This is a genomic window from Paraburkholderia nodosa, assembly GCF_001718195.1.
GTDB lineage: Bacteria > Pseudomonadota > Gammaproteobacteria > Burkholderiales > Burkholderiaceae > Paraburkholderia > Paraburkholderia nodosa_A.
On the sequence record NZ_MCNV01000002.1, the window covers coordinates 431,601 to 456,945 of the forward strand.

Below are 25,345 nucleotides of genomic sequence, written 5' to 3' on the forward strand. Positions count from 1 at the left end.
TTCGCAGTGCCTGACGCCCTGCTTGCCGCGCTCATCTGTTTGAAAGCGCTTTCACCGCAAAACTAAAAAAACGGCCCGATCTGGATTCGAACCTTATGCACCCGCGTCTCCCCGGCTCGGCGACGGCCCGATGCGACGCGTCGTCTCGCGCGTCACCAGCGTGAGCGGAATGGGGCTCAGGGCGATGGGCTGCTTGCGGATCATCTGCACGATGCCTTGCGCGGCGAGACGGCCGATTTCATAGGTCGGCTGGCGCACCGTCGTCAGAGGCGGCGTCATGTACGAAGAAGTCGGCAGATCGTCGAAGCCGACCAGCGACACATCTTCGGGCACGCGTACGCCGCGGCGGAACATCGCGAGACGCGCGCCGTACGCGGTCTGGTCGTTCGCGCAGAACACCGCGCTCAACGACGGCCGGCGCATCAGCAGCCGCTCCATGGCGGCGAGCCCGCCCGTTTCGAGGTAATCGCCCTGCTCGACCAGATCGGCGTCGAAGCCGATACCCGCTTCTTCCAGGGCGATGCGGTAACCGTCGAGACGCTCGATCGCGTCCTCGTGACTGCTCGGGCCGGCAATGAACGCGATCTCGCGGTGGCCCTGCTCGATCAGATGGCGGGTCGCGTCGCGTGCGCCCTGCAGGTTGTCGATCGGCAGGCCAGCGAGCGCCGTGCCGTTTTGCACCGAGCGCCCAAGTACGAGCATGGGCGCGTAGCGCGAGTATTCGGTGAGCGTCGATTCGTCGAGTTGCGCATGCAACAGAATGATGCCGTCCACGCGGCGCGCGATGAATTCTTCGAGGCGCGCCTTTTCGTCGACGACATTCCAGCGGCTGCTCACGAAAATCGGCGTGAAGCCCGGCTCGGAAAGCGCCTCTTCGATACCGCGCAGCCACTCGGCGTAAAACGGGCTCGACACGGCTTGTGTCAGGACACCGATAGTTTCGGTGCGGCCGCTCGCAAGACTGCGCGCCAGCACATTCGGACGATAGTTAAACCGCGCGATCGCCTCTTCCACCGCGCGCTGCTTTTCGGGGAGAACACGCGCGGTGCCGTTCAGGATGCGCGACACCGTGCTCGGAGACACGCCGGCTGCACGCGCAATTTCTTCCAGCGTCACGTTGGGACCCGGAGTGGGTCCGCTCTGGACACTGGGCGCGCCGGGTGCTTCGTTGGTGCCGTCGGTCATGAGTTCCGCCTGAACATTTTCATGAAAGCGCTTTCAAACACTGAAAAAAGCGCTCCCGGATACGAATTCGAAGGGGCTAAAAGAACGCAGAAAAAGCAGCCGGTGCGACCAGGGTGGAGGAGAGATCGCACCAGCCTCTCTATGTAGAGAATTAAGCAGTACCTAACACAAAGAGATCACAACAACTACAGGTCAAACGAAGTCAAATCAGAACATGTGCATGATGCCCGCGAACACGCCGGTCTGGCTGTGGCCGTAGTTCGGGTTGTCGTTCGAAGACGTGCCCGTCGTCGCGTCGAAGTTGTTGTTGCCGTACGAACCGTTGCCAAGGTTGATGTTCGACGTCGAGCTGTTGTGCACGTAGCCGGCTTCCGCGTACAGGAACGTACGCTTCGACAGGTTGTAGGTCGTACCGAGCGTGAACAGCGTGGCGTTGCCGTTGCCGTTGTTCGCGTTCGCGTGGAACACCGCAGCCGTGATCGCCGAAGCGTCGTTCACCTGCCAGCCAGCGCCGATCCACTCGTGGTCCACCGTCGTCGGTGCGCGCACGCCAGCCGGCTGCGACGCGTCGGTCACGCCCATGCTTGCGTTGGTGGCGCTCGGTGCGCTCAAATGCTGGTAGCCAGCGTAGATCTTCACCGGACCGATCACGTACGTGCCGCCAGCGAGAATCGAGCGCGAAGCCGAATACACGTTGTTGAACGAACCGTCCGCGCCGCGGACTTCGTCATAGATCACACGGAAATCGCCGCTGCCCCAGGTATAGATGCCTTCGATCGCGTTCGTACGGCCCTGGCCCGTCGGGACGCCCTTCGCGTTGACCGGTGCCGAGTTCCAGCTCGTGTTGTTGGTCAGCGAATACTGGCCCTTGAACACGAGACCGCCGAACAGCGTGGGCGAATCATATTCCGCGCCGTTGCTCGTGCTCGCCCAGTTGCGGCCGCGCACCAGCGTCGAAATCGCGTAACGCTGCATCAACTGCGGGTCCGCGCCCCAGCTGTCCTGCGAAAGTTCGCCGGCGCCGAGATTACCCATCTTGAACAGACCGAAACGGTCGTTGCTGAAGCCCACCGTGGCGTGACGACCGAACAGGTTGCCTGCCGAGGCGCCCGTCATCGTATTGAGCTGGCCTTCCAACTGGAACACCGCCTTCGTGCCGCCGCCGAGATCTTCCGAACCCAGCAAGCCGAACCAGGAGCAACCCCAGTCGCCGCTCTGTGCCGAGAACCTGTTACCGCCCGGCAGGCCGGTTTCGTACTGCACGCCGTTGTCGATACGGCCATACAGTGTGACGCTGCTTTGCGCGTGCGCCATCGTCGTCGCAGCTGCCATCACCGACAATGCAATAATCTTCTTTTTCATTAGCTATCCTATATATATTTTGGCGTCTCCAAACCGCGCAGGTCGCGTGCGCTCTACACGTTCCCTACCAGGCTGCCTCACTGAAATGTTCCGAATCACATTTCGAGGCGATTATAGGGACGCCCCTGCCCCGTGTATCGAACCGGCGGGCTAGGGAAAACTCTGTTACCGATAACAGTTGCGCGACGCGCGGCCCCGGAGTAGGCCCCTGCTTTGTGACCATTCCGTTATGGTCATAAAGCTCGCAACTCCGTTTGCGGTCGTGAGGGAAAATATGCGCAGCGAGGGAAATGTACCGAACAGCCGTGCTACTTCGGCCAAATCGCGCTTGACAGCGCTTTCAAAAGCGACGCTGTGACGTTGTGAAGTTGCAACGGCGACACGAGAGTTTCTTGCCTGTTGCGTCCGCAGCGTTGCAAATCTGCTGATAGCGCTGTCACCAGCAGGCCTGGGCAATAGCGACTATGATCAAGGTATACCCTGCCGGGCAACGAGTCGAGATTCTCCGGTAAGCACATTCAGCGCGGGCGTTGAATCAATCCCGCGGGCTTTCCGGCTTTAGACCATCGCGCCACGCAATTCCCCGCGCCTCGACTCCCGCTGTTCCCCGCCACGTCGCGCGCGACGTCCCGTCCGAACGCAATGCACCAGCACGCACCAGCGCAACTTTCGCCGGGCGACGGCGCTGCCGTTCCATGCCCGGCTGGCGGAACCCCTGACGCGTCCTTGCGGTGACCATTGCACCGCGCACTGCGCGGGCTGGTTTTGCCCTCTGACTTCCGCGGCCCTGCGTTGAAGAAGGACCGGAAGACTTGCTGCCGGATGTGACCGGCATTTTTGCCACACTGCAAGGAGGTATCGTGAAAGCCATCATCACTTCCACGCTCGCATTGCTGATTTCCAGCGCCATGGTGCCGGCCGCACAGGCTCAAACCGACTCAGGCGCGAGCAACCCGCAACTCGCGCACAACGTCCGGGTCGCTTTTGCGCGTAACGGCGTCAACACTTCTCATATCTTTGTCTTTGCTCGCGGGGGCACCGTCACGCTGCTCGGATGGGTCGACGCGCACGAACAGGTCGCGCTGGCCGAGCGCAGCGCGGCTTCGGTCGAGGGCGTGCAATCGGTGGACAGTTGGCTTGCGCGTGGACGCTGAGGTCAATGCGATCGAATGCATCGCCGCGCGGACGGCGCGCTTCTCGTCCGCGCGCCGTTCTTTATCGATCGCGCTGCGCGATGCTGTGTCTGATCCGTTTGATCCAGCCGCCGCGCCCATAGTCGGTCTGCTGCAGAAACACGGCAATCACGATGATCAGGCCTTTGAGGACTAGCTGCGTATTGCTGTCGATATCGTTGAGCAACAGGATGTTGCCGAGGAAGCCGAATATGAGGACGCCCGCCACGGTGCCCGATATCCGTCCGACTCCGCCGGCCAGGCTCGTGCCGCCAATCACAACGGCCGCAATCGCATCGAGTTCCCAGCCGGTTCCGGCATCGGCCTTCCCCTGGCGGTACTGCGCCGCATAGAGCACACCAACGAGCGCCGAGAGCAGGCCGGAAATGGCGTAGGCCATCAGCTTGTAGCGGTTGACGTCGAGCCCTGAAACCACGGCGCATTTCTCGTTGCCGCCTATCGCGTACAGATATTTGCCGAACACCGTGCGGTTCATCACGAAGCTGAAGACGAGCGCGATCACGAGAAAGAAAAGCGCAGGCACGGGGATCAGATTGAACAGCAGCGCGCGCAGATTCTCGATTTCGGCGGTCGCATTCGTTCCGCTATAAATCGAATAGACGGCGGTGTCCTGCCCGGCGATCAGCCGCGCGGCGCCGAGCACGCCGACCATCGCCGCGAGCGTGACGATGAACGGTTGCATGCGCCCGCGCGTGATGATCCAGCCGTTGATGCTGCCTACCGTGAAGCCCGCAAGCGGCACGATCCAGAGCACGCCGGCGAGCGGCATGCGGTGCGCCGCGTGCAACGCGATATACAGGCACGCCAGCGCCGCGCACAGCAGCGCAATGCCGCCGCGCAACGCGCGTGTGGCGCCCATATGCGCGCGATGCGAACGCAGCGGCCTGCGCCATGCACCGAGCACGATGAACACGATCGAGAACACGGCAATCGCATTGAGCACGAGCGAGGCGTAAGTCGCCCGGTTCCATCCCTCGGTAGTCAGCAGCATGGCGGTCAGCACGCTGCCGAGGCCCATGATCGCGCCGACGGAAAGATCGATACCCGCGGTGATGATCACGAGCGTCATGCCGATCGACATCACCCCGACGTTGGCGACCTCGCGAAACACGTCGGAGATATTGGCGCTGGAAAGAAAGATGTTGCTGCCATCGGTCGAGTGAGGCGAAGTGAACGCGCCCACCACGAGCAACAGGATCAGCCCCAGGTAGTACTTCAGGTGCGTCATGAGCGTGCTGATTTGACGCCTGCGCGTGGGCGCGTCCGGCTCGGCGACATGGTCCTGCACATGCAGCATGGTCAGTCTCCAGTCAGTATCGATTCAAGGCGAAGCAAGATTGATCAGCAGGTCGCCGGAAAAATCGCTGCGCGGTACGATCTGTTTGGCGCGCCCTTCGCACAGCACGAGAATGCGGTCGCACAACAAGGTCAATTCGTCGATTTCCGAACTGGCGATCAGCACCGTCACGCCCGAGCGCGCCGCGTCGAGTATCTGGCGGTAGATCTCCGCTTTGGCGGCGACGTCGACGCCGCGCGTCGGTTCGTCGAGCAGCAGGATGCGCGGCTTCGTCATCAGCCATTTGCCGATAATGAGCTTCTGCTGATTGCCGCCCGACAAGCTACTGGCGCTTTGCGCGAGGCTGCGATGCTTGACCCGCGAGGCCCGCGCCTGTTCGGCGGCCCAGCCGCACAGCCTGCGCCGCCGGTAGAACGGAAAGCCGGGCACGCGCGGCAACGACGGCAGCACGAAATTCGCTTCGAGCGACTGGTCGAGCACGAGGCCATCTTTCTTGCGGTCTTCGGTCACGAAGGCAAGACCCGATTCTGCGGCTTCGTTCGGCGACCTGAATGACCGGTTCCGCCCGGCAATGGCAATGGCGCCCTCCTGCTGGTAGGCCGAAATCCCGTAGATGGCTTCGAGCACTTCGGTCTTGCCCGCGCCGAGCAGACCCGAGAGGCCGAACACTTCGCCCTCGCGCACCGCGAACGACACGTCGCGCACCATCGCGCGCGCCGGTCCCCACAGCGACAGATTGCGCACTTCCACACTCGTGCTGCGAGCGTGTGGCGCCTCGTCCGCGCCGCGCTCTGGCGGCGCGAAGTCCTTGCCGATCATCATCGAGACGAGTGCCGTCGAGGACTCCACCTGCGCGACCGGCAGCGTCGAGATGCGCCGGCCGTCACGCAGCACGGTCACGCGGTCGGCCACGGCGAAGACTTCGCCCAGCCGGTGGCTGATCAGCACGATGCCCATGCCGCGTTCGCGCAGTTGCCGCGTGAGCGCGAGGAGTGCGGAGGTCTCCGCGTCGGAGAGCGCCGAGGTCGGCTCGTCCATGATCAGCACCCGAGCTTCGGCCACCAGCGACTTGGCAATTTCCACGAGTTGTTTTTCGCCCACCCGCAGCGCGCCGACCAGCGTATCGGGACTCGCGCGAAAGCCCAGTTGGCTGAGTACGCTGCGCGCTGCCGCGCGCATGGCGCGCCGGTCGGGAAAGCCCCAGCGCGTGCGCGGTTCCTTGCCAAGGAATATGTTGTCGACGGCGGAAAGCGTATCGACGAGATTCAACTCCTGATGAATGACCGCGATCCCCGCATCGATCGCGTCGTTGACGCTCGCGAGGCGCGTGGGCACGCCCCGCACGCGTATCGTGCCGCTGTCGGGCGTATAGAGCCCGCCCAGCATCTTCATCAGGCTCGACTTGCCCGCGCCGTTCTCACCGACGAGCGCATGCACCTCGCCCGCTACGACATCGAAGTCGACGCTCGACAACACGGCGCTGCCGTTGAACGAAATCGACAGGCCAGCCGCCTCGATGAGCGGCGCGGTGGCGGTGGCATTCATTCAGGAGTGGCTAGCAATATACGCCTTGGCGTTGTCCGCAAAGATACCCTGGGTCGGCAACGTCACCTTCTTCGGGATCTTTTCGCCGTGCAGGAGCTTGAGCGCCTGGCGTATGCCTTCGGCGCCGGGCGTGGGGTACATGAACGTGCCGGCAAGCAGGCCTTGCGAGACCCACGTCGCGCCCTCCTGCGGCAACCCGTCGATGCCCACGAACTTGATGCTCTTGTCGCGCCCCGCGTCCTTGGCCGCGAGATAGGCGCCGTAGGCCATCGGATCGTTGTGCCCGTACACCACATCGATTTTCGGATTCACGCGCAACACCGTCTTCATGTACTCGTACGCCTTGTCCTGCTTCCAGTCGCAGTCCACGCGTTCGCCCACGAGCTTGATGCCTGACTCCTTGCCGATCACGCTCGCCGCGCCGTCGTGGCGGTCGTGCGCCGGCTGCGCGCCGAAGCCGCCCCAGACCTCGACGAGATTGCCCTGCGCGTGACCCGGGCCGCCCATCAGCTTGACGATGAATGCGCCGGCTTCGCGGCCGATCTGCACGTTGTCGCCGCCGATGAACTGCGTATAGGATTCGCCGTTCACCTCGCGGTCGAGCACGAACACAGGAATGCCCGCCTTATAGGCCTTTTCCACCACGCCGGTCAGCCCGGCCGACTCCTTTGGCGAAATGAAGATCGCATCCATTTTCTGGGCAATGAAATTCTCCATGTCCGCATTCTGCTTGTCGGTGCGGTCGCCGGCGTCGGCAATGATCAGATCGACCTCGGGATGCTTCGCGGCTTCGGCTTTCATGTCCTTGTTGAACTGCACTCGCCAGGGCTCGACCGTGGTCACCTGCGAGAAGCCGAAGCGGTATTTCTTCTGCTGCCCGAACGCGGGCGCACTGAGCGTCCCGAGAAGACCCGCTGCGCCGGCAAGCGGCACGGCGACCAGACCCGCAACCAGAATGCGTCGTTGACTGTCCATTGCCCTGTCTCCTTTGTTGTCTGAACCGGGCGGCGCGTGCGGCCGGCCTCGGGTGCTGCGAAAAATAAAACGTTATAGCGGCGGTGCGGCGGAGGCGCGCGCCGCTTCGCCCCATTCGTCATACCGCACCGGGCCCGTGCTGTCGCGCACGCGCAAGTCGGCACGCATGCGCAAGTGCACGATCTCCGGGCTCTCGCCCAGCAACTGCTTGTGCAGGAGATGCCAGATGCCGCGGGCAATCGCTTCGGCGGGCTGACGAATCGAACTGATGCCGGGGCGCAGTACCGACATCCACGGCGCGTCGTCGAAGGAAAGCAGCGAGATGTCGTCCGGCAGTTGCAGGCCCGCATCGCGGATCGCCCGCAGCGCGCCGAGCGTCGCGACGTTCGCGCCTGTGAAGAGCGCAGTGGGGCGTTCGCGCGCGGCGAGCACGCCGAGCGTCGTCGCGTGGCTTTCGGTATCGCTCATGCCGCACACCACGACGTTGGCGTGCTGCGCCAACCCGGCGCGCTGCATTGCGTCCTGGTAGCCCTGGGCCCGCTCGCGGCTGTTCACGAGATCGAGCGCATTGACGATGAACGTGATGCGGCGGTGACCGAGCGCGATCAGATGCGCGGTACCGTCCATCGCCGCACGATGACTGTCGGTCGTGACCGTGTTGGCGGGAAAACTGTTGTCCACGCGATCGGCCATCACGAGCGGCACGTCGCATTCCCGCAGTTCGCTGATTGCGTGCTCGTAGCCGTGGCACGGAATGATGATCATGCCCGCGACCTGGCGCGAGAGGACGAAGCGGATGCGCTCCGCTTCGCGCTCCGGGTCCTCCTGGGCGTGCGCGAGGATGAGCCGGTAACCGGATTCGAGCGCGTGGTCTTCGAGCGCGCAGACGAGTTCGATGAAGAACGAATTGGTCAGGTCGGGCACGACAAAACCAATCGACGTGGAGCGGCAACTGCGCAGTTCGGCGGCCAGACTATTGCGCCGGTAGCCGAGCTTGCGAGCCGCCTCCCAGACCTGGCGCTGGCGCGCTTCGCTCACGTTTGCTGCACCCGCGAGCACCTTCGACGCCGTGCCCAGCGAGACTCCCGCCGCATTCGCGACGTCCTTGAGCGTACTGGCACTTTTCTTGCGGTCGTCCATGCTGGTCTTTCCGCCCGAGGTGATGCGCCGGCGTTATCCGTCCGTTACCCGTCCGTTACCCGTCCGAACTGAAACGTTTCATAGAGTAGGAAATGGATTTTCAGGCTTCAAGGGAGGGTTTTTCCGGGTCGCCGGGGAGCGCGCGCGAGGACTAGCGGTAATTCACGAAGTTGATGATGTCGTTGAGAAACCACGGAAGAATCAACTGGGTGTCGGGATCGCTAACGCCCACGGTGAGCCTCGGCGGCTTCGATGTGGGTGAACCGGGCTTCGCGCCATCAGGGGTGTGCAGCATGTAGGTGGTGGTGTCGGCGGCGGGCGGCGACGGCGAAGCACAACCGGCAACGAGTAAGGCAAGGAACGCTGCGCAGCACAAGCGCTTCATGATAGGCAATCTCCAGCCACGTGATCTTGAGAAGCCCAAGCGTACCATCGGCCCCGCCGCTGCCGCGCAAAGCTGTGCATGCGCCGGATATGCCGAATTAATTCGATGCCGTGGCTTTCGCGCTTATTCGGCGCGAAATTCCACGTCTGAATATCGCCATACAAAGGGGAAAGGAACGAAGCATTGCGGCAATGGAAAGACCACGTTGCGCGAAACGAATACGTGCAACGCGGCCGTCCCGAAAATGAGAGGCGTGCTTAACGGAAGCCGTAAACGAGAACCTTCTTTCCTTCGAATTGTTCCTGCACACCTTGTTCGCAGTTCGGTGGACACGTCGTGCCGTCGGCGGTGGGACCGGACGCGGGCGAATACGCCCTGTAGACAACGGATTCGATGAGTGTCCCGTCGTCGGAAACCACGATCTGCAGGTCGGTCTCGACGCCGGCCAGCACCGGTCCGCCGCTGCCATAGACCTGTTTCATGATCCCCGTGCAATCGGAGTTCACCGTGTAGGTGCCGCTCTGGTACGGATTGAAGGCGGTCTGCCCGCCTTTCGGCAAGCCATTGATCATGCCGAAGTCGGTGCGGGAGAATTTACCCGAACCGTCGAACGTCACGATGGCGACGTCATCGAGTGTCGAAGGTGAGGCAAACGGGTGCAGCTTGTTGTTGCTATCCAGCAAGCCAAGGATCTCACCATGTCCGTGAAATCCATAAGCTCCCCTTAGCGTTGCGTTCGAGCAAAGGCGCCCGTCGGCCTGCGCGACGCCACTGAGCGAGAGCAGTGCAAAGGCTGTTGCCGACAAAATGCTTGAATGCTTGATCTTCATGGTCATCTCCTTGTCACCATAGCAGGCGTCTGGCTTCATAACGCGCAGCGGGCCAAAAGCAGCCGTCGAGCGAGGCGCCGGCTCGTGCCGGTGTGCGCTCCGCTTCCTAAGCCTATGGAACCGCGCACGCTTGCGCCTCCATCATTTGATGGAGAGAGCGAGGCAACAGGAGATTTCGTGTGCAGACAAACTCGATGGGAACGGCGTTACGGCTTCACTGCGTAGTGCACCAGTTCGATTGCGTTCGTTGCGGGTGCGCCTCTTCCGGCCAGACGGCCCTGAAATTCTTCGCGCACTACCCGCTCGACGCTCGGGGCATACCAGAGCGTCTCCTCCATCGGGCCGCCGCCCGGGCCATACTGCGGCTGCCAGACGCCGCTCATCGTGATCTTGATCGCGGAGAAAACGCCCGCCTTCGTCTTGACCGTCTCCACGCCGTCCACTTCGCATTGGGCCCGGCGCTGCACCCTCATGCCCGAAGGGGCGGTGGCCATGCAGTCCGCTTCATAGCGCGCGCCGGCTCGCAAGTTGTCTCCCACCCTGTAGTGCGGCGCATCCTGAGGCAGCGCGATGGCAGCGGCGTCGAGCGCGAAACTGGCCGGGGCGCCCGGGCCGCCAGCACGCTCACGACGCCGATCAATGCAGTGCGACAGACCTGCGGCCTCATTGGCCCTGTTTCTGCAGATATTGCCGCACGTCGCTCATCGACACCCTGCCTGTATGCGCCGTGTCGATCTGATCGAAATGCTGCGAGATATACCCCAGCCCGCTACTTTGCGCCTGCGCTTTCGTGATCGAAGCGCCGTTGTTCAATGCAGTATTCGCACCCAGGCGAGCCTCAACCCGCTGTTGCGCCTGCTGCTGCAATTGCGTACCGGTGGAAGGTGTGAGCGGCGCTGGCCGGCTCGTCGGGAAAAATGGGCCATCCACACCGTGGCCACCCTTCGGCAGTTGAACGGGCGCCACCGCTTGCGTTGCCGCCTGGGCAATGCCTGTTGTGACGACAGCAACCGCGCCAAGCATGAACGGCGCAATGCACCACAGCTTTTTGAATGTAGACATGATCGCTCGCCTTCAATGTGTGAGGAGCGGGCCTCAATCGGCTATCGACGATCGACGCTCGAGGAAAGGCCCCGGCCTGTCAGGTTATTGGCCCGCTGCGGCGACTGCCGTGGAAGTCGGCGTACCCGCGGGACTCTCGTCGGGCCACGGCTGCGGAAGCGTCCAGAGCGAAAGCGCCAATGGTATGGGTTGACCACCATAGTAGCTCACGAGATCGGCCTTCATCTTCGGGCGCGCCACGTCGTCCAGATAGATCATGTGTCCACCCTGGAAGAAGTTGACCTGCAGGTTCGGGCTCAAACCGGCCACCGTTTGCAGACGCGCAAGCTGCTTCTCCGTATTGAAGAACGGCGTAGCAAGATCGTGATAGCCGTTCTCCGCAAGCACCTTCAATTGCGGATTGAGCTGGATCGCGCCGAGCAGGTCGGGCAGCGTATCGGGCAACGGCTGACCGTCGTGCGAGAAGTCCCAGACTCCGATGATGTTGTCGTTCAGAGGCATGTACGTCGCATTCGGCGCCGTATAGCCGAGATAGTCCGGCATTTGCGTAGCGAGTGCTGTCGTGAACGGCTGCGAGATGAGGATGTCCGACGGGTCGCCGTCGCTCTGCAAGCGCGGATCCGAATTCGGCAGCGATACGCGTCCGTCGTAACGACCGATCGTCGTGCCCGGGATCAGTTCGTTACTGAACGGATTCACGTTGAAATAGCCATTGAGCGCCTGCAATGTGAGGCTCGAGGGCCAACGCCACGAATCCAGCGTTTTCTCGGGCGGAAAGACCGGCTTGCCGAGCGCGTCGGGAATGCCGAGTTGACTCAGCACCCACGATTGCGCGTATTTGCGGAAATGCTGGTACTGGCCCGTCGCAAAGATCTCCGACTGCAACGCGAAGAGGCCTTGATCGATCAATGGCGGCGAAACCAGGTTGAAGTAGGCGGCCACCTCGGCATAGCCGGGGTAATAGCCCGCGAGTGTGTCGGTATCGAGCACCAGGCCAGCCGTCGAATTCGTGATGGCCGTCGCCTCGATCGCATCGGCAAAGTAGTTCAGGATGGACGACTGAAGCACGATGCCAGTCAACTGCACGCCCGCCGCTTCGAGCGCAAGCGCAAGCATGTCGGTGCGCGGCGTGCCATACGATTCGCCGTAGAGATAGATCGGCGAACTGCTACGATTATTCACGGCCAGATAGCGCTTGATGAAATCGCGCATCACGTCCACGTCCGTATCGCAGCCCCAGAACTTCTGGTTCGTGTTCGGCAGAATGGCCTCCGAGAGCCCCGTGCCCGGTGGGTCGATGAACACCATGTCCGTCGTATCGATCAGGCTCTCCGCATTGTTGACGAGCGGAAAGTTCGGCCAGTTGGTGAGCAGCGGATCGGGCGTCGCGACACGCGTTGGCGCAAACGAGCCGAGACGCAGCCAGATCGACGAAGAACCCGGCCCGCCGTTATAGATGAACGTCACGGGCCGCGGCGAACCGTTCGTGCTCGGCGCGGTATAGGCGACATACGACATCGTCGCCTCCGGATTGCCGTTTGCGTCCGAAGCCGTCAAATGGCCCGTTGTCGTCGTGTAGTTGATGGTCGTTTTTCCCGAAGTCCACTGGTAATGCATGATCGCGGCCTTTTCGGCGACCTGCGACGCGGCAAGGCCATCGGTAGCGTTCGGCGAATAGGCGATCGGGTCGGTATAAGGCTGGTTGGCATTTGGCGAATTTGAATTTTGTACGGCGGCTTTAGCGCTTGCCGAAAACTGGTTCATGGCGCTCGCGGCCGACGAAGTCGGGCTATCTCCACCGCCGCAAGCCGCTAGCATCAACACGCCGATAGCGATTGCGCCTGCATGGCGCAGCTCGCGCCAACTGCGGCTGAACTCCACACTGGGTTTACTGTCCGGATGCATTGTTATACCCCTTCGAATGATGACTTCACACTACGCGGGGGCCGCGGTCGCCGGTAATAACGCCTTGAAAAAGGCACCGAAATTCAAACACAATTACCTGCGCGAGGCGGCTGACATTTAACTTTCCATTCCTGACAAAGTCGATTCAATTTAAGCGACATCTATTTACTATGGATGCCTAAATAATCCATAAAGCATCGGGAGAAACCACTGAGTTTCGCCGACGGAATTTCGCTGGAAATATTTGGTAATGAAAGATAGCAGAGGAAAAATAGGAGGCGCCGCAGTACTTTGTCAAGGGATAGTTCTTGAACCTATGCGCGCTGATTCGTTGCGCACGCAGCAATTGCGTCGAGCACGAAACGGCCGCGTGCATGCGGGTCGGCGATGCGAGATCTCGGTGCCACGCGAGCGCGAACGAAGAGCGAAATGGATGCTCGACAATGCCCACGGATTGTATGAATGAATGCAATCCATCGCTTGCGCGCCTGTCACCCATTCAATTGGGGCCATACTTCCAGGTGAAGTGCGTGACGGTCAAGAAGCCGTCCGCTCATTTAGCTATTCTTATAAATAAAACGCCACCATGGTAAAAAATTCCGCAAGGCAATCCTTACCAGCACGCAGCCAGCACGCATATGTGCGCCGGGCAACAACGGAGATTGACGCGCTGTGCGAAATCAACCATATTTTGACCAGACGGCTGCGCTCGGTCGGGCCCCGTCGCTTTCCTGCGCATGCAGATCGTGAGTTCCGCGACGCCTTGCCGATCGCTTCAACGACGATTCTGAGCATGCCGAAATGGCATCGCCATAACGGTGGGACGACATCATGTCCGCTCAGATTGGTCGCGACCAGAATTTCCCCGCAGCGTGCAAGCATTGCGGCGGACTGCTGTACGAAAACTTCGAATTCTGCCCTTACTGCGGCACAGATCTTCCACTCGACACCGTTTCGCTCGGCACCCATCCGAAGGCCACATTGACACCGCTCGGCGCCACGGCCGCGGCGCCCCCCGCACCCGCGGCCGCGAAGCTCGCGCAGGCGCGCTTACCCGCATCCGACGGGCCGTCGCTGGAGACCGGCTACCCGCATGCCGCGCAGCACGCCTTGGCGCTTTCACACGGGTTGCGGTTTTCGCAGATGGGGCAATGGATCTTCCCCAGGGGTCTATTCGTATTCGCACTGATTCTTGCGTTCGCGTACGGCACGTATCTGCTGCTCGGTGCGAACCGCCAGCGGGAGGCCACCGCCAGCGAAGAGACCCTGCACTCATCGGGCGGATCGGTTTCGACTGATGCGTCCGGGCGACAGGCCAACGAGACGCCCCCTGCCGCCGGCACGCAGACCAGCGAGCATCCGCAATCCCCCCCGCGCAACGCGCACCCCGCGCCGCAATTCGCCGACACGGCCGAAGCTCTGCGTGCCGCGCGCAACAGCCTCGCGGAAAACAACCTGTTCGACGCGAAGACTGCGGCCAACGCCGTGCTCGCGCGCGGCGGGGACAACGAGGAGGCACGCGCGCTACAAAACGATATCGCCGCGCGCGAGCAACGGCGCGATGGCGCGTTGCAAAACGCAGACCGCTGTGTCGCGCAGCGTGCCTGGGCCTGCGTGCAACAACAGGCTTCGGAAGCGCTCGCGATCGATTCGAGCAGTCAAGTCGCGCAATCGTTGATGGAGCGCGCCATCGTATCGACCGCCTGGAAGCCACTCAGCCCACCTAATGGCGCCCCGCAAACGAACGCGGCAGCGGCGTTGCCGCACGGCGCGAACACCGTACGGCTGCCCTCGTCGCAGGACTGGAATACGGGCGCGTCGCCGCCTCCGCTGCCCGGCGCGACGAACACGGCGAACGCGGCGAATGCCCCGACCGCGGCGAATGTCGCGACGGCCGCGAGTCCCGCCGGCGGCAACAACAGCATCGACGCACAGGAGCGCGCGATCCTGCAAAACGGCTGGAAGCACGCCGCGCCATCTGGCGCCGCACATTGAACAGGATTCCATAACATATAGAAGTCTGCCGTAGATCGCAAACAAGGCGGGAGAGAGACCATGCTGAAAACGACTCTAGCGGGAGTGGCGGCGCTGATCGCCCTGCTTTTCTCTGTGCTCGCCGTCGCCGCCGAGGTCGACGCGCACTACCGCATCGTGACCGGCCCGGAGCGCGGGACGTACATTCAGATCGGCCAGGACCTGGCGAAATGGGTCGCGCAGCCGGCGGGCATCGATCTCGAAGTGATCCCATCGAAAGGCTCGGCCGAAAACGTGCAGCGCATGCGTTTCGAGCCCGGCGTGAAGCTCGCGCTCGTGCAGTCCGACGTCTACCAGGCCTACGTCGACATGGCCAATTCCGGCAACGAAGAGGCCGGCACGCTGATACGGCCGCTGCGGCTCATCATGCCGCTCTACGACGAAGAAATTTACTTCGTGGTGCGTAACGACTCGCCGATGAAGACGATCAACGAAATCAAGGACAAGGTAATGAGCGTCGGGCTGATCGGCAGCGGCACCGCGCAGTCGGCGACGACGCTGTACCGACTCATGTTCGGCCAGCCGATTCCGGAGCAGAACGCGCAGCACCTGAGCAACGAGGACGCACTTGCCGCACTCATCGTCAAGAAGATCGACGTGGCGATCATCGTCGCCGGGCAACCCGCCAAGCTCTTTACCGACATGAACCCCGAACTGCTGCAGCAGATCCGCTTCCTGCGCGTCGATGCGAACGCGCCGGAAACGGCGCGCGCAAAGCAGACCTACTATCCCGCGACGATTCACGTGTCGAGCTACCCGAACTGGCTCAAGGAAGACGTGCCGACATGGACGGTCAAGGCCTTTCTCGTCACCTATGACTACAACCTGCGCGATACGGTCGGCAACCTGAAGCGCTTTGCCGATTCGCTCTGCGCGAACTTCGACAACCTGCAGGAGCACGGCCATCCGAAATGGAAGCAGGTCAAGCTCGATCTACCGGGCCTCGGCAAAGGCTGGCAATACTATCCGCCCGTTGAGCGACGCCTGAAGGCGTGTTTCGCGCATCGCGCCGCGATGCAGGCCGCCACGGGTTCGACCGCGGCGCGAGGCGCTCCCGCCGCACAAAAAGTCGACGGGCGGCCATGCCCGGATCAGGAGCGCCTGCTCCTGCTCTGCAAATAATCCCCCGACGAATCCGCCAGCCGAACGCGGCCCCCGACGCGCGTGAACAGCAAACAAGTGGACCCTTCAAACGCCAGCACGGCGTGGAAGGCGATCCCCTTGTGCCACATGCATTCTCTCCTGGTATCTGCTTTCAGGATGTCCTAATGTCCATGAGTGCCGTAATGCCGGCACGTCGAAACGGTCTTCCCGATGCAGTGCGTCCTAGCCTAACAACAAACAAGGAGACACCCATGAGAGATACCCCGTTCACAGTCCGGCGTAAAACGGCGCACCTGCGTGCCGCGATCGCCATCGCAGGTGCGGCGCTCGTTCCCGGCGCACACGCTGCCGAAAACGACGCCCATCACCCGGAATTCAACCGGCTGCCGTCGTTCGTGGTGGCGAGCAGTCTGCAAACCACGAGCTACGATGGCGTCAGCGACGATCTGTTGACCGCCGGTCTCGGCAAAACCGGCCTCGCCGGGGCGCAGCCTGCCATCGCCGACCACTTGGCGCCGACAGCAGCGGAACTGCGCCGGCTCGCGATCTGGTCGAACTATCGGGCGCTCGTCGATATGAGCGCGAACGGCGGTTATGGCCGCTTCTGGGGGCCCAATGTCGATGTGTACGGCAACGACACACTGGGCGAAGGCAAAATCGCCGGCACCGAATATCTCGCGTTCGCCGACGACGGCAGCGGCCGCCGGAACGTCAGCCTGCTCGTGCAGGTGCCGACCAGCTTCGATCCGGCGAACCCGTGCATCGTGACCGCCACGTCGTCGGGCTCGCGCGGCGTGTACGGCGCGATCTCGGCGGCCGGCGAGTGGGGACTCAAGCGCGGCTGCGCGGTCGCCTATACCGACAAGGGCACGGGCAACGGCGCAGAAGAACTGATGAGCGGCCTCGTGACGTTGATCGATGGCGTCACGGCCAACGCAGCAACGGCTGGGCGCACGAGTATTTTCACCGCGGACGTGCCGGCGGGCGCGCTTGCCGCCTACAACCAGAAGTTTCCGAACCGTTATGCGTTCAAGCACGCGCATTCGCAGTTGAACCCCGAAGCGGACTGGGGCAAGGACACGCTCGAAGCGGTCCAGTTCGCGTACTGGGTGCTCAACCAGCAGTTCGCACAACGCGTCGACGCATCGAATCACGGCGTGCGCTATGCGCCCGGCGACATTACGACGATCGCGGCTTCCGTGAGCAACGGCGGCGGCGCATCGCTCGCGGCAGCCGAAGAGGACACGGGCAAGTGGATCACGGCGGTCGTGGTCGGCGAACCGCAGATCAATGTGCGCATGCCCGGTGACGCGCAAGTCAGGGAAGGTGGGCAGCGCATTGCCGCGGCCGGCAAACCGCTGGCCGACTACATGACGCTCGCGAACCTGCTGCAACCCTGCGCCGCGCTCGCGGACGCCGCCGCCGGCGCGCCCTATCTCACCGCGCTGCCCGTGGCGACCACGACAGCCATTCGCCAGGCGCGCTGCACGTCGCTCGCGGCGGCAGGCTACGTCCACGGCGGCGATACGCAGGCGCAGGCGAACGACGCGCTCCAACGCCTGCATGAAGCCGGCTATGAAGCGGACTCCGATCTGCTGCAGGCGCCGATGTGGGATTCACAGGCCGTGCCGGCTGTTGCGGTGACCTACGCCGATGCCTACACGCGCTCGAGCGTGCTCGACAACCTGTGCGGATTCAGCTTCGGCACGACGAACGCATCGACGGGCGCCGCGGGCGTTGCGCCCGCCGTCTCGCCAATGCTGACCATCTTTGGCGTGGGCAATGGCGTGCCGCCGACCAATGGCGTCAATCTCGTCTACAACGTCACGCCGCCTGGCGGCGCCGACCATCGGCTGGCCACGCCCGACGCCAGCTTCGCGGGCGCGGCATGTCTGCGCGCGTTGTGGACGAACGGTGATCCGCGCATGCGCCAGAGCGTCCAGGCGATCAGCGTACATGCGAACCTGCATGGCAAGCCCGCAATCATCGTACAAGGCCGCAGCGACGCGCTCGTGCCGATCAATCATGCGTCGCGCGCGTATCTCGCGGCAAACAGCGAACGGGAAGGTTCGCACAGCCACCTGTCGCTGTACGAGGTGACGAACGGGCAGCACTTCGATGCATTCCTCGCCGTGCCGGGCTTCGATACGCACTTCGTGCCGGTGCACTACTACAACATCGCGGCGCTCAATCTGATGTGGAATCACCTGAAGAATGGCACGCCGCTGCCGCCTTCCCAGGTCATCCGCACGATCCCGCGCGGCGGCAACCCGGGCGCCGCGCCGCCGTTGGGTCTCGCGAACCTGCCGGCCATCGTGGAGAATCCGGGCAGCAACGCGATTCGCGCGAACGACGGCGTCGTGAACGTGCCGCATTGAGTCGCGAAGCACGCCGGCGCGGCGAGCGCATCACACCAGCAGTTGCCGCGCCAGCACTTCTCTCGCTTGTGTCACGGTGTCCCCCTCGCCGGGATGCGGCGGCAGGAGCGAGAACACGGCGTCGGGCAAGGCCGGCAGCCGGTGCTTCGGGCCGAGCCGCGTGAGACCCTCCCCGATTGCCGAAGCGCACAGGCATCCCACGCCCAGACCGGCTGCCAGCATGGACTGCAGCCCGGCCACGCCCGACGCGCTGTGAACGAGCACGTACGGGATGTCGTTTTCTTCGAGCGAGCGCACCGCGACCTGGTGCATCATGCAGTCGCCCGGCAGCAGCACGAGCGGCAAGGCTTGCGGCAACTGCTCGGCGAGCGTCGGCGACGCGACCCAATAGAGCGGTTCGCGCAGCAACTCCCAGCGCGCGTCCGCGTCGGTGGCGGCGGGTCGGAACGGGCCGCGCGACAGATGCATGACCACGCCGAGATCGATTTGCCGCTTCGCATACGCGAGCTCGATATCGGCGCTCTTCATCGCGCTCACGTGCAAGCTCAGCTGCGGATAGCAGTCGCGCAGCCGCACGAGCAGACCGGCCACCTCGTTCGTGCGGAAGTACTCGGTGATCGCGACGCGCAACTCGCCCTTGATGGCCTGGCCGCGCACGTCGTCGAAAGCGGCTTCGTTGAGCGCCACGAGACGCCGCGCATGGTCGAGCAATCGTGTGCCCGCGGGCGTGAGCTCCACACCGCGCTTGCTACGCACGAAAAGCGGCATGCCCGCGCGCGCTTCGAGCTTGCGCACCTGCTCGCTGATCGTGGATTGCGAAAGGTGCAGCAACGGCGAGGCCGCCGAAAGGCTGCCCACGTTCGCCACAGCCGCGAACGTCTTCAACTGGTCGAATTCGAAGCCACGCATGACATTCAACATCCATCGAATAACTCGATGGATAGTACCACCTATTCCCGCTTTTCCGTCAGATCGAGGTGGATCAGAATGTCGACTGGACGCTCACGCTGCGCGCGTGCTGAATAGCGCAGCCTGACGAAATCCGGCCCTTTATCGCTGAGCACACTCATGTCTGACAATACGTACGCCGCCTGTGCCGTGGCGCCTCGCGCCGCCGCAGCCGATACCAGCCACGGCCATCACGGCTGGGCGCTGGTCGTTTTGCTGGTGGGCGCGATTCTGCCGCCGCTCGACTATTTCATCGTGAACCTCGCGCTGCCCGCCATCCGCGACGGACTCGGCGCGAACGCGTCCGAACTCCAGCTGGTCGTCTCGGCCTACGCGTGCGCGAATGCCGTCATGCTGATCACGGGCGGGCGCCTCGGCGACCTGTACGGCCGCAAGCGCATCTTCATGGTGGGCATGGCGGGCTTCGTCGTCGCCTCCACATTCTGCGGCCTGGCCACCAGCGGCACGGCACTGGTCGCCGGACGCATCCTGCAAGGCCTGTTCGCCGCGACCCTCGCGCCGCAAGTGCTCGCCACGATCCGCAGCGTTTTCACGCCGCACGAACAGGTGCGCGTGATGGGGCTTTACGCGTTCGTTTTCGGCGTGGCCGCGGTGATCGGCCAGCTTGGCGGCGGCGCGCTCATCAGCCTGCATCCGTTCGGTCTGGGATGGCGCGCGATCTTTCTCGTCAACCTGCCTATCGGCGTGTTCGCGCTCATCGGCAGCTGGCGCTTCATCCCGGAAAGCCGGCCGCCGCGCGGCAAGCGCATCGATGTCCCGGGCACCCTGCTGCTGTCGCTGTTTCTGCTGATGCTCGTCTATCCGCTCACGCGCGGACGCGAGTCGGGCTGGCCGCTGTGGATGCTCGCCTGCCTCGCCGGCTCGCTGCCCATGCTCGGTCTGCTGCTGCGCGTCGAGTGGCGCAGCCTCGCCAACGGCAAGGATCCCCTGCTCGATGTGCGCCTCTTCCGCAATCCGGTCATCGCGCTCGGTCTCGTGCTGGCGTTCCTCTTCTATACGATGAGCGCGTTCTTCCTGACCTACGGTATTTATCTGCAAGGCGGCCTGCATTGGACGCCGCTCGCTTCGGGACTCGCGATCCTGCCGTTCGGCATCGGCTTTCTTTCCAGCCCGCTGCTGATGCCGCGCCTCGTGCACCGGTTCGGCGGCTATCGCGTGCTGACGTTGGGCTTCGTGATGCTCGCGGGCGGACTCGCGATTGCGGCTGCGCTCGCGGGGGCGGTACAGCCCGGCGCCGGTTTCTATCTCGGACTCGCGGCGATCGGCATCGGCCAAGGGCTCGTTTTGCCCTCCGTCGTGCGCATCGTGCTGGCCGAAGTGGAGCCCGAGCGCGCGGGCATCGCCTCGGGCATGGTCACGGCAACGCTGCAGATCGGCGCCGCCGTCGGCGCGGCCACACTAGGCGGCCTGTTCTTCTCGACGCTCGGTGCGGCGCCCGGTGTGATCGACTACGCACATGCGTTCAAGACGACGATGTTCGCACTCGTCGCGATCCTGCTGCCCTGCGCGCTGCTCTCCACCGCGCTGGGACCGCTGCATCGGCGCACGCATGCAAACGGTCCCGGCACACAAACCGGCACACAAACCAATACGCAGTGATTTGCTCCGGAGTCCTCGCTATCAGAAGTCGATCTGCGCGGAGCACGGTGCCGAGCGCGCAGGACGTGAGGCAGGTGCCCTGCTGGAGCCAGTAGCAGGCGATGCAGTGAAACTGCTTTCGCTTATATTGGATGCCTGATTATATTTTCTTCCTTGCAGCGGCTATTCACCCACGGGAGGAAATACATTCCAGTAACCGTCGTCGTGCTGAAAGAAGAACAGCGCGTGAAAACCCGTTGTCTGGCGCGTCTCCACGCACACATAGCGTGCCCTGCCGGAAGGGGTATGGCCAAACGCGGTGACATGCACCGGCGAAGTCGGTGCGAGCCATTTTTCGACCTGATAACGCAGTGACTGCGTCTTCGTGCGTCTCATCTGGTCCTCCCAGAGATCGGTTGGTTTTGCAGCCTTTTCGCCGGAAACCGCGAAAACGCCCTGCGCAAACCGAACGCTCTTGATGCAAGGCGCAATTCTTACCGCGTCGCATCAAGTGTTTGAGAAAGCACTTTAACTATAGCCAGAAAAGCCTTTCGCAACATCGATTTCAGCAAGATAGCAACAAAACAACAGAAACCCGGAAACCAGCGTCCGGCAGCATGGGACGACCCCGGCTGATGCGCCGCACCAGGCTGTGAAACGAATGAAAACGTATGCGATGTGTGAGGCGCGCGGTCCCGGCGTATCCTGACTTCTGGCAGTTGGCCACCGGGATCTTTTGACTGGCCATTGAAACGATGAGAAACGTGTACGTTGCGATTTACATCTTGTTGTTGATAGCCGTTATCGTCGGCGTGGATGTGGTTTTCCTGAAAAATCTCTTGTGGCTACGGCTGGCCGTGAACATCGGCATCGTCGTGGTATTCGCCGCCGTCTACTACGCATTATTAAAGAATCTGTAAGTCAGGGATCGCGCGTAAAGGACGCAAACCCTGCACCGCGCCCCACACACCCGCGGCACACACGACCGCACCCACGAAAACCACAAGCCACAAATAAAGCCCGCGAGGCCGATACCGTCGAGGGAGCGCGGTGAGGCTCAGGGCGACGAGCAACCCCAACACGAGCGGCAACATCAACGTGTTGACCACTTGCGCGGCAACGTTCAGGGAGACGAGGTCGGGTGCGAGCCAGACAGCCCAGGCACTGCCTGCAACGGCTAGCGCATACGCGCCGTAGAACCAGGGCGCGCGGCCGGGACGGTCATCGAGCGAGGCCCGGTACCCGAATACATCGCCGAGCCCCCATGCCAGCGCGAGTGAACTCACGATGGCGGCCACCAGCGCCGCACCGAGCACGCCTGCGCCAAAGAGCAGGCGCCCCGCAAACGGGCCCGTTACCGCAACGAGCGCATTGCTGATTTCGCCGATACTGCCGAGGGAGCGCGGCTCGCCATGCGCCGACAACGTAGCCGCCGCAGCGACGAGCACCGCTGCCGTCAGCAATTGCGTGAGGACAGCGCCAACCGCCGTCTCGACTCTGGCCAACGTGAAGTCCTTCGCCGTGAGGCTGTCCGCGACCGCCGCCTGCTGATAGAACACCATCCACGGATTGAACGTCGCGCCAATGAGCGCCGCCGCCAGGTAGCCGGCTTCACGGCCGCCCGCTGCCAGATGAGTCATTTGCGGGACCATGACCTGAAGTTTGTGACGCGCACTCCATGCGACGGCAAAGAACGTCAGGTCGAACGCGCCGATGGCAATCGCGATCCGGTCTACGCGCTTGTGCGAGCCCGTAACGACGATACCGGTCAACAGAATGACGGCGAGCGGCAGCGTGACGGCACGCGATACGCCATACATTTCCCCCACGCCGGCAACGCCCGTGAACTCCGTCACGAGCGACCCCAGCACGGCCACGACCAGTCCGGCCGCGGCGAGCGCGGCCCAAACCGGTCCGAAGCGCGAGCGGATGAGTTCGCCATAACCGCGCCCGGTGAAAATACCCAGGCGCACGGTCAGCTCCTGAACCATGTAGAGCAGTGGGACCAGCGCAAGCAGCACGGGCAAGAGCCGCAGCCCCGTTTGCGCGCCGGCCTGCGCGGCCGTCACGACGTTGCCGGCGTCGCAGTCGGCCAGCATCACGAGCAGACCTGGGCCCCACAGGGCGAGCCCCCGCAGTCCACGCGAAACGGTTTGCTTGAGCGTCAGGAGACGAGTCATGCGTTCTGAAAGGATGCGCCTGTAGTATCTGTCGGGCGATTGTAGCGTGCGAGTCGGGAGCCGCCAGGCCTGACGCTTGTGCTCCGCAGCCTGTCCCGAGGGACGTTGATTTTCATTTTCCTTACCCATGGCCTCTATATCCGCGCGTTCATCCAGTCAAACTACTGACGCCCCCGCCGCCCTGATTCTGGGCGCCATAGGGGTGGTTTTCGGCGACATCGGAACCAGCCCGCTCTACACACTTCGCGAATGCCTGAAAGCCGCCGGCGGAATTAGCCAGACCAACGTATTCGGGATCGTTTCGCTGATCCTCTGGTCGATCATCATTGTCGTGACGCTCAAATACGTGAGCTTCGTCATGCGGGCGGACAATGACCGCGAAGGCGGCATTCTGGCGCTCACGGCGCTGGCCGCTCGTGTGGCGCCCGTGCGCCTGCGCACCGTGCTGCTGACGCTCGGCGTGTTCGGCGCCGCGATGTTTTACGGCGACTCGATGATCACGCCGGCGATTTCGGTCATCTCGGCAGTCGAAGGCGTCGAACTCGTGGATCCTCATCTGGCCGCGTGGGTCGTGCCGATCTCGCTCGTGATCCTGACCGGCCTGTTCAAGCTTCAAAAACACGGCACGGCCACGGTCGGAAAAGTCTTCGGGCCGGTCATGATCGTCTGGTTCCTGACGCTTGCCGTACTCGGCGTCGCTCATATCGCACACAACCCCGGCATTTTGCGCGGCGCATCGCCGTCTTACGCCCTGAGCTTCATCGCACATGCACCCGGCACGGCATTCGTCGTCCTCGGCTCTGTGTTCCTTGCGTTGACGGGCGGCGAAGCGCTTTACGCGGACATGGGACACTTCGGCAAGACGCCGATCCGGCTCGCGTGGCTGCTGCTCGTGCTGCCGAGCCTCATCCTCAACTACTTTGGCCAGGCCGCGCTCGTGCTGTCGAAGCCTTCGGCGCTCACGCAGCCATTCTTCTCCCAGGCGCCGGACTGGGCATTGCTTCCGCTGGTTCTGCTGGCAACCGCCGCGACGATCATCGCTTCGCAGGCCGTCATTTCCGGCGCGTTTTCCATGACGAAGCAGGCTGTCCAGCTCGGGTTGCTGCCCCGCATCCCCGTCGTCCACACTTCGACACACGAAGTCGGTCAGGTCTACGTGCCGTTCATCAACATCTCGCTCTATGCGGCGGTCGTATTCCTCGTCGTGTTCTTCCGGTCTTCCGATAATCTCGCGGCCGCTTATGGCATTGCCGTCGCCTCGACGATGCTGCTCACGACGCTGCTCATGTACTTCATCACCCACTGCCTGTGGAACTGGAAACCGGTCGCTACGCTGGCAGTGATCGGGCCGCTGGCCGTCGTGGATGCGATATTCGTCGCGAGCAATGCGAGCAAGGTCCTCGATGGCGGATGGTTCCCGCTGCTGGCGGGCGGCGTGCTGTTCACTATCATGACGACATGGCATCGCGGGCGGGAGATGGTCGTCGAGCGCGTGAAAAGCGACAACCTGCCGCTTCCGGCATTCATTCACTCCTTGTGCGATGGATCGCACCCGCCTCCCCGCGTGGGCGGTACGGCAGTGTTTCCAGGCGGCGTGCCCGGCATGACGCCGAGCGCGTTCCTGCACAATCTCAAGCATAACGGCGTGATGCACGAGACCAATATCTTTCTGGCCGGCACGACCGAGAACGTTCCGCACGTGCCCGAAAGCGAAAAAGTCTCGGTGAGCGATCTTGGGCACGGTTGCTATGCGGTCGCCGCGCGTCACGGCTTCATGGAAATGCCCAACGTGCCGGCACTGCTCCTGCTCGTGCAGAAGCAGATACCTACGTGGCAGTACGAACCCGCGGCCACGTCGTTCTTCCTGGCCCGCGACACGATCCTCGCAACGGCACAGAGCAAAGGCATGTCGCTATGGCGCGAGAAGCTGTTCGCGTTCATGGCGCGCAACGCAGCGCAGGCGGCCGAATACTACAGCCTCCCCGCGAACCGGGTTGTCGAGATGGGTGGACAGATCAACCTCTGAGGCACGATCCGGCGTATCACTCGAGAAAAACGACGCATGGTGAACGACGACCGCACCACGATAATTGCCAGACGAACGCCGGAATCCGCGGCCATGACGGCCAACCTCAAACGGGCGATGGCGATCACGGCCAGGATCAACCGGGGATTGCCACCGACGAGCGTAACGAACTGCCCCCTCAGTTTGAAAATCCGCTG

General features: G+C 62.9%; 21 protein-coding genes and 1 pseudogene. 8 read left to right on the forward strand and 14 right to left on the reverse strand.

All coding sequences use genetic code 11. The features are described from left to right. Window positions 1-93 precede the first annotated feature (93 nt). Both BFD71_RS05260 and BFD71_RS05265 read right to left on the reverse strand, forming a co-directional pair. The gene (locus BFD71_RS05260; protein WP_069262213.1) at window positions 94-1,185 is read right to left on the reverse strand and encodes a LacI family DNA-binding transcriptional regulator; all 1,092 of its coding nucleotides are present in this window, start codon (window positions 1,183-1,185) and stop codon (window positions 94-96) included. A gap of 207 nt (window positions 1,186-1,392) precedes the next feature. Next, window positions 1,393-2,547 (reverse strand): porin, encoded by a 1,155-nt coding sequence (locus tag BFD71_RS05265; RefSeq protein ID WP_069262214.1) that lies wholly within the window; start codon window positions 2,545-2,547, stop codon window positions 1,393-1,395. A gap of 812 nt (window positions 2,548-3,359) precedes the next feature. On the opposite strand from BFD71_RS05265, the gene BFD71_RS05270 reads away from it, so the two are divergent. Further along, window positions 3,360-3,701, forward strand: a complete 342-nt coding sequence (locus tag BFD71_RS05270; RefSeq protein ID WP_256094495.1) for a BON domain-containing protein — start codon at window positions 3,360-3,362, stop codon at window positions 3,699-3,701. Between the two features lie 61 nt (window positions 3,702-3,762). Here BFD71_RS05270 and BFD71_RS05275 read toward each other — a convergent pair whose 3' ends face one another. The 9 genes from BFD71_RS05275 to BFD71_RS05315 form a co-directional block, all read right to left on the reverse strand. Next, on the reverse strand, window positions 3,763-5,037 hold the full coding sequence (locus tag BFD71_RS05275; RefSeq protein WP_069262215.1) for an ABC transporter permease: 1,275 nt from the start codon (window positions 5,035-5,037) through the stop codon (window positions 3,763-3,765). A 24-nt stretch (window positions 5,038-5,061) separates the two neighbouring features. Continuing rightward, the gene (locus tag BFD71_RS05280; protein WP_069262216.1) at window positions 5,062-6,582 is read right to left on the reverse strand and encodes a sugar ABC transporter ATP-binding protein; all 1,521 of its coding nucleotides are present in this window, start codon (window positions 6,580-6,582) and stop codon (window positions 5,062-5,064) included. Then, window positions 6,583-7,557 (reverse strand): substrate-binding domain-containing protein, encoded by a 975-nt coding sequence (locus tag BFD71_RS05285; RefSeq protein WP_069262217.1) that lies wholly within the window; start codon window positions 7,555-7,557, stop codon window positions 6,583-6,585. Between the two features lie 72 nt (window positions 7,558-7,629). Next, window positions 7,630-8,697: a LacI family DNA-binding transcriptional regulator gene (locus BFD71_RS05290; protein ID WP_069262218.1), complete on the reverse strand. Its 1,068-nt coding sequence runs from the start codon at window positions 8,695-8,697 to the stop codon at window positions 7,630-7,632. A gap of 151 nt (window positions 8,698-8,848) precedes the next feature. Next, a complete protein-coding gene (locus BFD71_RS05295; protein WP_069262219.1) occupies window positions 8,849-9,082 on the reverse strand; it encodes a hypothetical protein in 234 nt (77 codons plus the stop codon). 257 nt (window positions 9,083-9,339) lie between these two features. Beyond that, entirely contained in the window at window positions 9,340-9,912 is a 573-nt protein-coding gene (locus BFD71_RS05300; RefSeq protein ID WP_069262220.1) for a hypothetical protein, read from the reverse strand. A 206-nt stretch (window positions 9,913-10,118) separates the two neighbouring features. Beyond that, entirely contained in the window at window positions 10,119-10,406 is a 288-nt protein-coding gene (locus BFD71_RS05305; RefSeq protein ID WP_069262221.1) for a hypothetical protein, read from the reverse strand. Window positions 10,407-10,575: 169 nt separating this feature from the next. Further along, window positions 10,576-10,935 carry a 2-oxoglutarate dehydrogenase gene (locus tag BFD71_RS05310; protein WP_176732835.1) on the reverse strand — a complete coding sequence of 120 codons (360 nt, stop codon included), beginning with the start codon at window positions 10,933-10,935 and terminating at the stop codon, window positions 10,576-10,578. 123 nt (window positions 10,936-11,058) lie between these two features. Next, window positions 11,059-12,879, reverse strand: a complete 1,821-nt coding sequence (locus BFD71_RS05315) for a S10 family serine carboxypeptidase-like protein (RefSeq protein ID WP_069262223.1) — start codon at window positions 12,877-12,879, stop codon at window positions 11,059-11,061. 831 nt (window positions 12,880-13,710) lie between these two features. On the opposite strand from BFD71_RS05315, the gene BFD71_RS05320 reads away from it, so the two are divergent. From BFD71_RS05320 to BFD71_RS05330, 3 genes are all read left to right on the forward strand, one after another. Next, on the forward strand, window positions 13,711-14,874 hold the full coding sequence (locus BFD71_RS05320) for a zinc ribbon domain-containing protein (RefSeq protein WP_069262224.1): 1,164 nt from the start codon (window positions 13,711-13,713) through the stop codon (window positions 14,872-14,874). Window positions 14,875-14,934: 60 nt separating this feature from the next. After that, window positions 14,935-16,035 carry a TAXI family TRAP transporter solute-binding subunit gene (locus BFD71_RS05325; protein WP_069262225.1) on the forward strand — a complete coding sequence of 367 codons (1,101 nt, stop codon included), beginning with the start codon at window positions 14,935-14,937 and terminating at the stop codon, window positions 16,033-16,035. A gap of 233 nt (window positions 16,036-16,268) precedes the next feature. Then, entirely contained in the window at window positions 16,269-18,395 is a 2,127-nt protein-coding gene (locus tag BFD71_RS05330) for a D-(-)-3-hydroxybutyrate oligomer hydrolase (RefSeq protein ID WP_069262226.1), read from the forward strand. Window positions 18,396-18,425: 30 nt separating this feature from the next. On the opposite strand, the gene BFD71_RS05335 is transcribed toward BFD71_RS05330, so the two are convergent. After that, on the reverse strand, window positions 18,426-19,304 hold the full coding sequence (locus BFD71_RS05335; RefSeq protein WP_069262431.1) for a LysR family transcriptional regulator: 879 nt from the start codon (window positions 19,302-19,304) through the stop codon (window positions 18,426-18,428). A 159-nt stretch (window positions 19,305-19,463) separates the two neighbouring features. Between BFD71_RS05335 and BFD71_RS05340 the strand changes: the two genes are divergently transcribed. Then, on the forward strand, window positions 19,464-20,963 hold the full coding sequence (locus BFD71_RS05340) for an MFS transporter (RefSeq protein WP_069262227.1): 1,500 nt from the start codon (window positions 19,464-19,466) through the stop codon (window positions 20,961-20,963). 162 nt (window positions 20,964-21,125) lie between these two features. On the opposite strand, the gene BFD71_RS05345 is transcribed toward BFD71_RS05340, so the two are convergent. Next, a complete protein-coding gene (locus BFD71_RS05345; protein WP_069262228.1) occupies window positions 21,126-21,338 on the reverse strand; it encodes a hypothetical protein in 213 nt (70 codons plus the stop codon). 368 nt (window positions 21,339-21,706) lie between these two features. On the opposite strand from BFD71_RS05345, the gene BFD71_RS41305 reads away from it, so the two are divergent. Beyond that, window positions 21,707-21,862 (forward strand): hypothetical protein, encoded by a 156-nt coding sequence (locus tag BFD71_RS41305; protein WP_176732816.1) that lies wholly within the window; start codon window positions 21,707-21,709, stop codon window positions 21,860-21,862. On the opposite strand, the gene BFD71_RS05350 is transcribed toward BFD71_RS41305, so the two are convergent. After that, complete coding sequence (locus BFD71_RS05350; RefSeq protein ID WP_069262229.1) at window positions 21,848-23,122, reverse strand: NRAMP family divalent metal transporter; 1,275 nt, start codon at window positions 23,120-23,122, stop codon at window positions 21,848-21,850. The genes BFD71_RS41305 and BFD71_RS05350 overlap by 15 nt on opposite strands. 127 nt (window positions 23,123-23,249) lie before the next feature. On the opposite strand from BFD71_RS05350, the gene BFD71_RS05355 reads away from it, so the two are divergent. Both BFD71_RS05355 and BFD71_RS38910 read left to right on the forward strand, forming a co-directional pair. Further along, window positions 23,250-25,148 (forward strand): potassium transporter Kup, encoded by a 1,899-nt coding sequence (locus BFD71_RS05355; protein ID WP_069262230.1) that lies wholly within the window; start codon window positions 23,250-23,252, stop codon window positions 25,146-25,148. 36 nt (window positions 25,149-25,184) lie between these two features. Beyond that, window positions 25,185-25,292, forward strand: a pseudogene (locus BFD71_RS38910) (sugar O-acetyltransferase); the annotation flags it as partial. Window positions 25,293-25,345 lie beyond the last annotated feature (53 nt).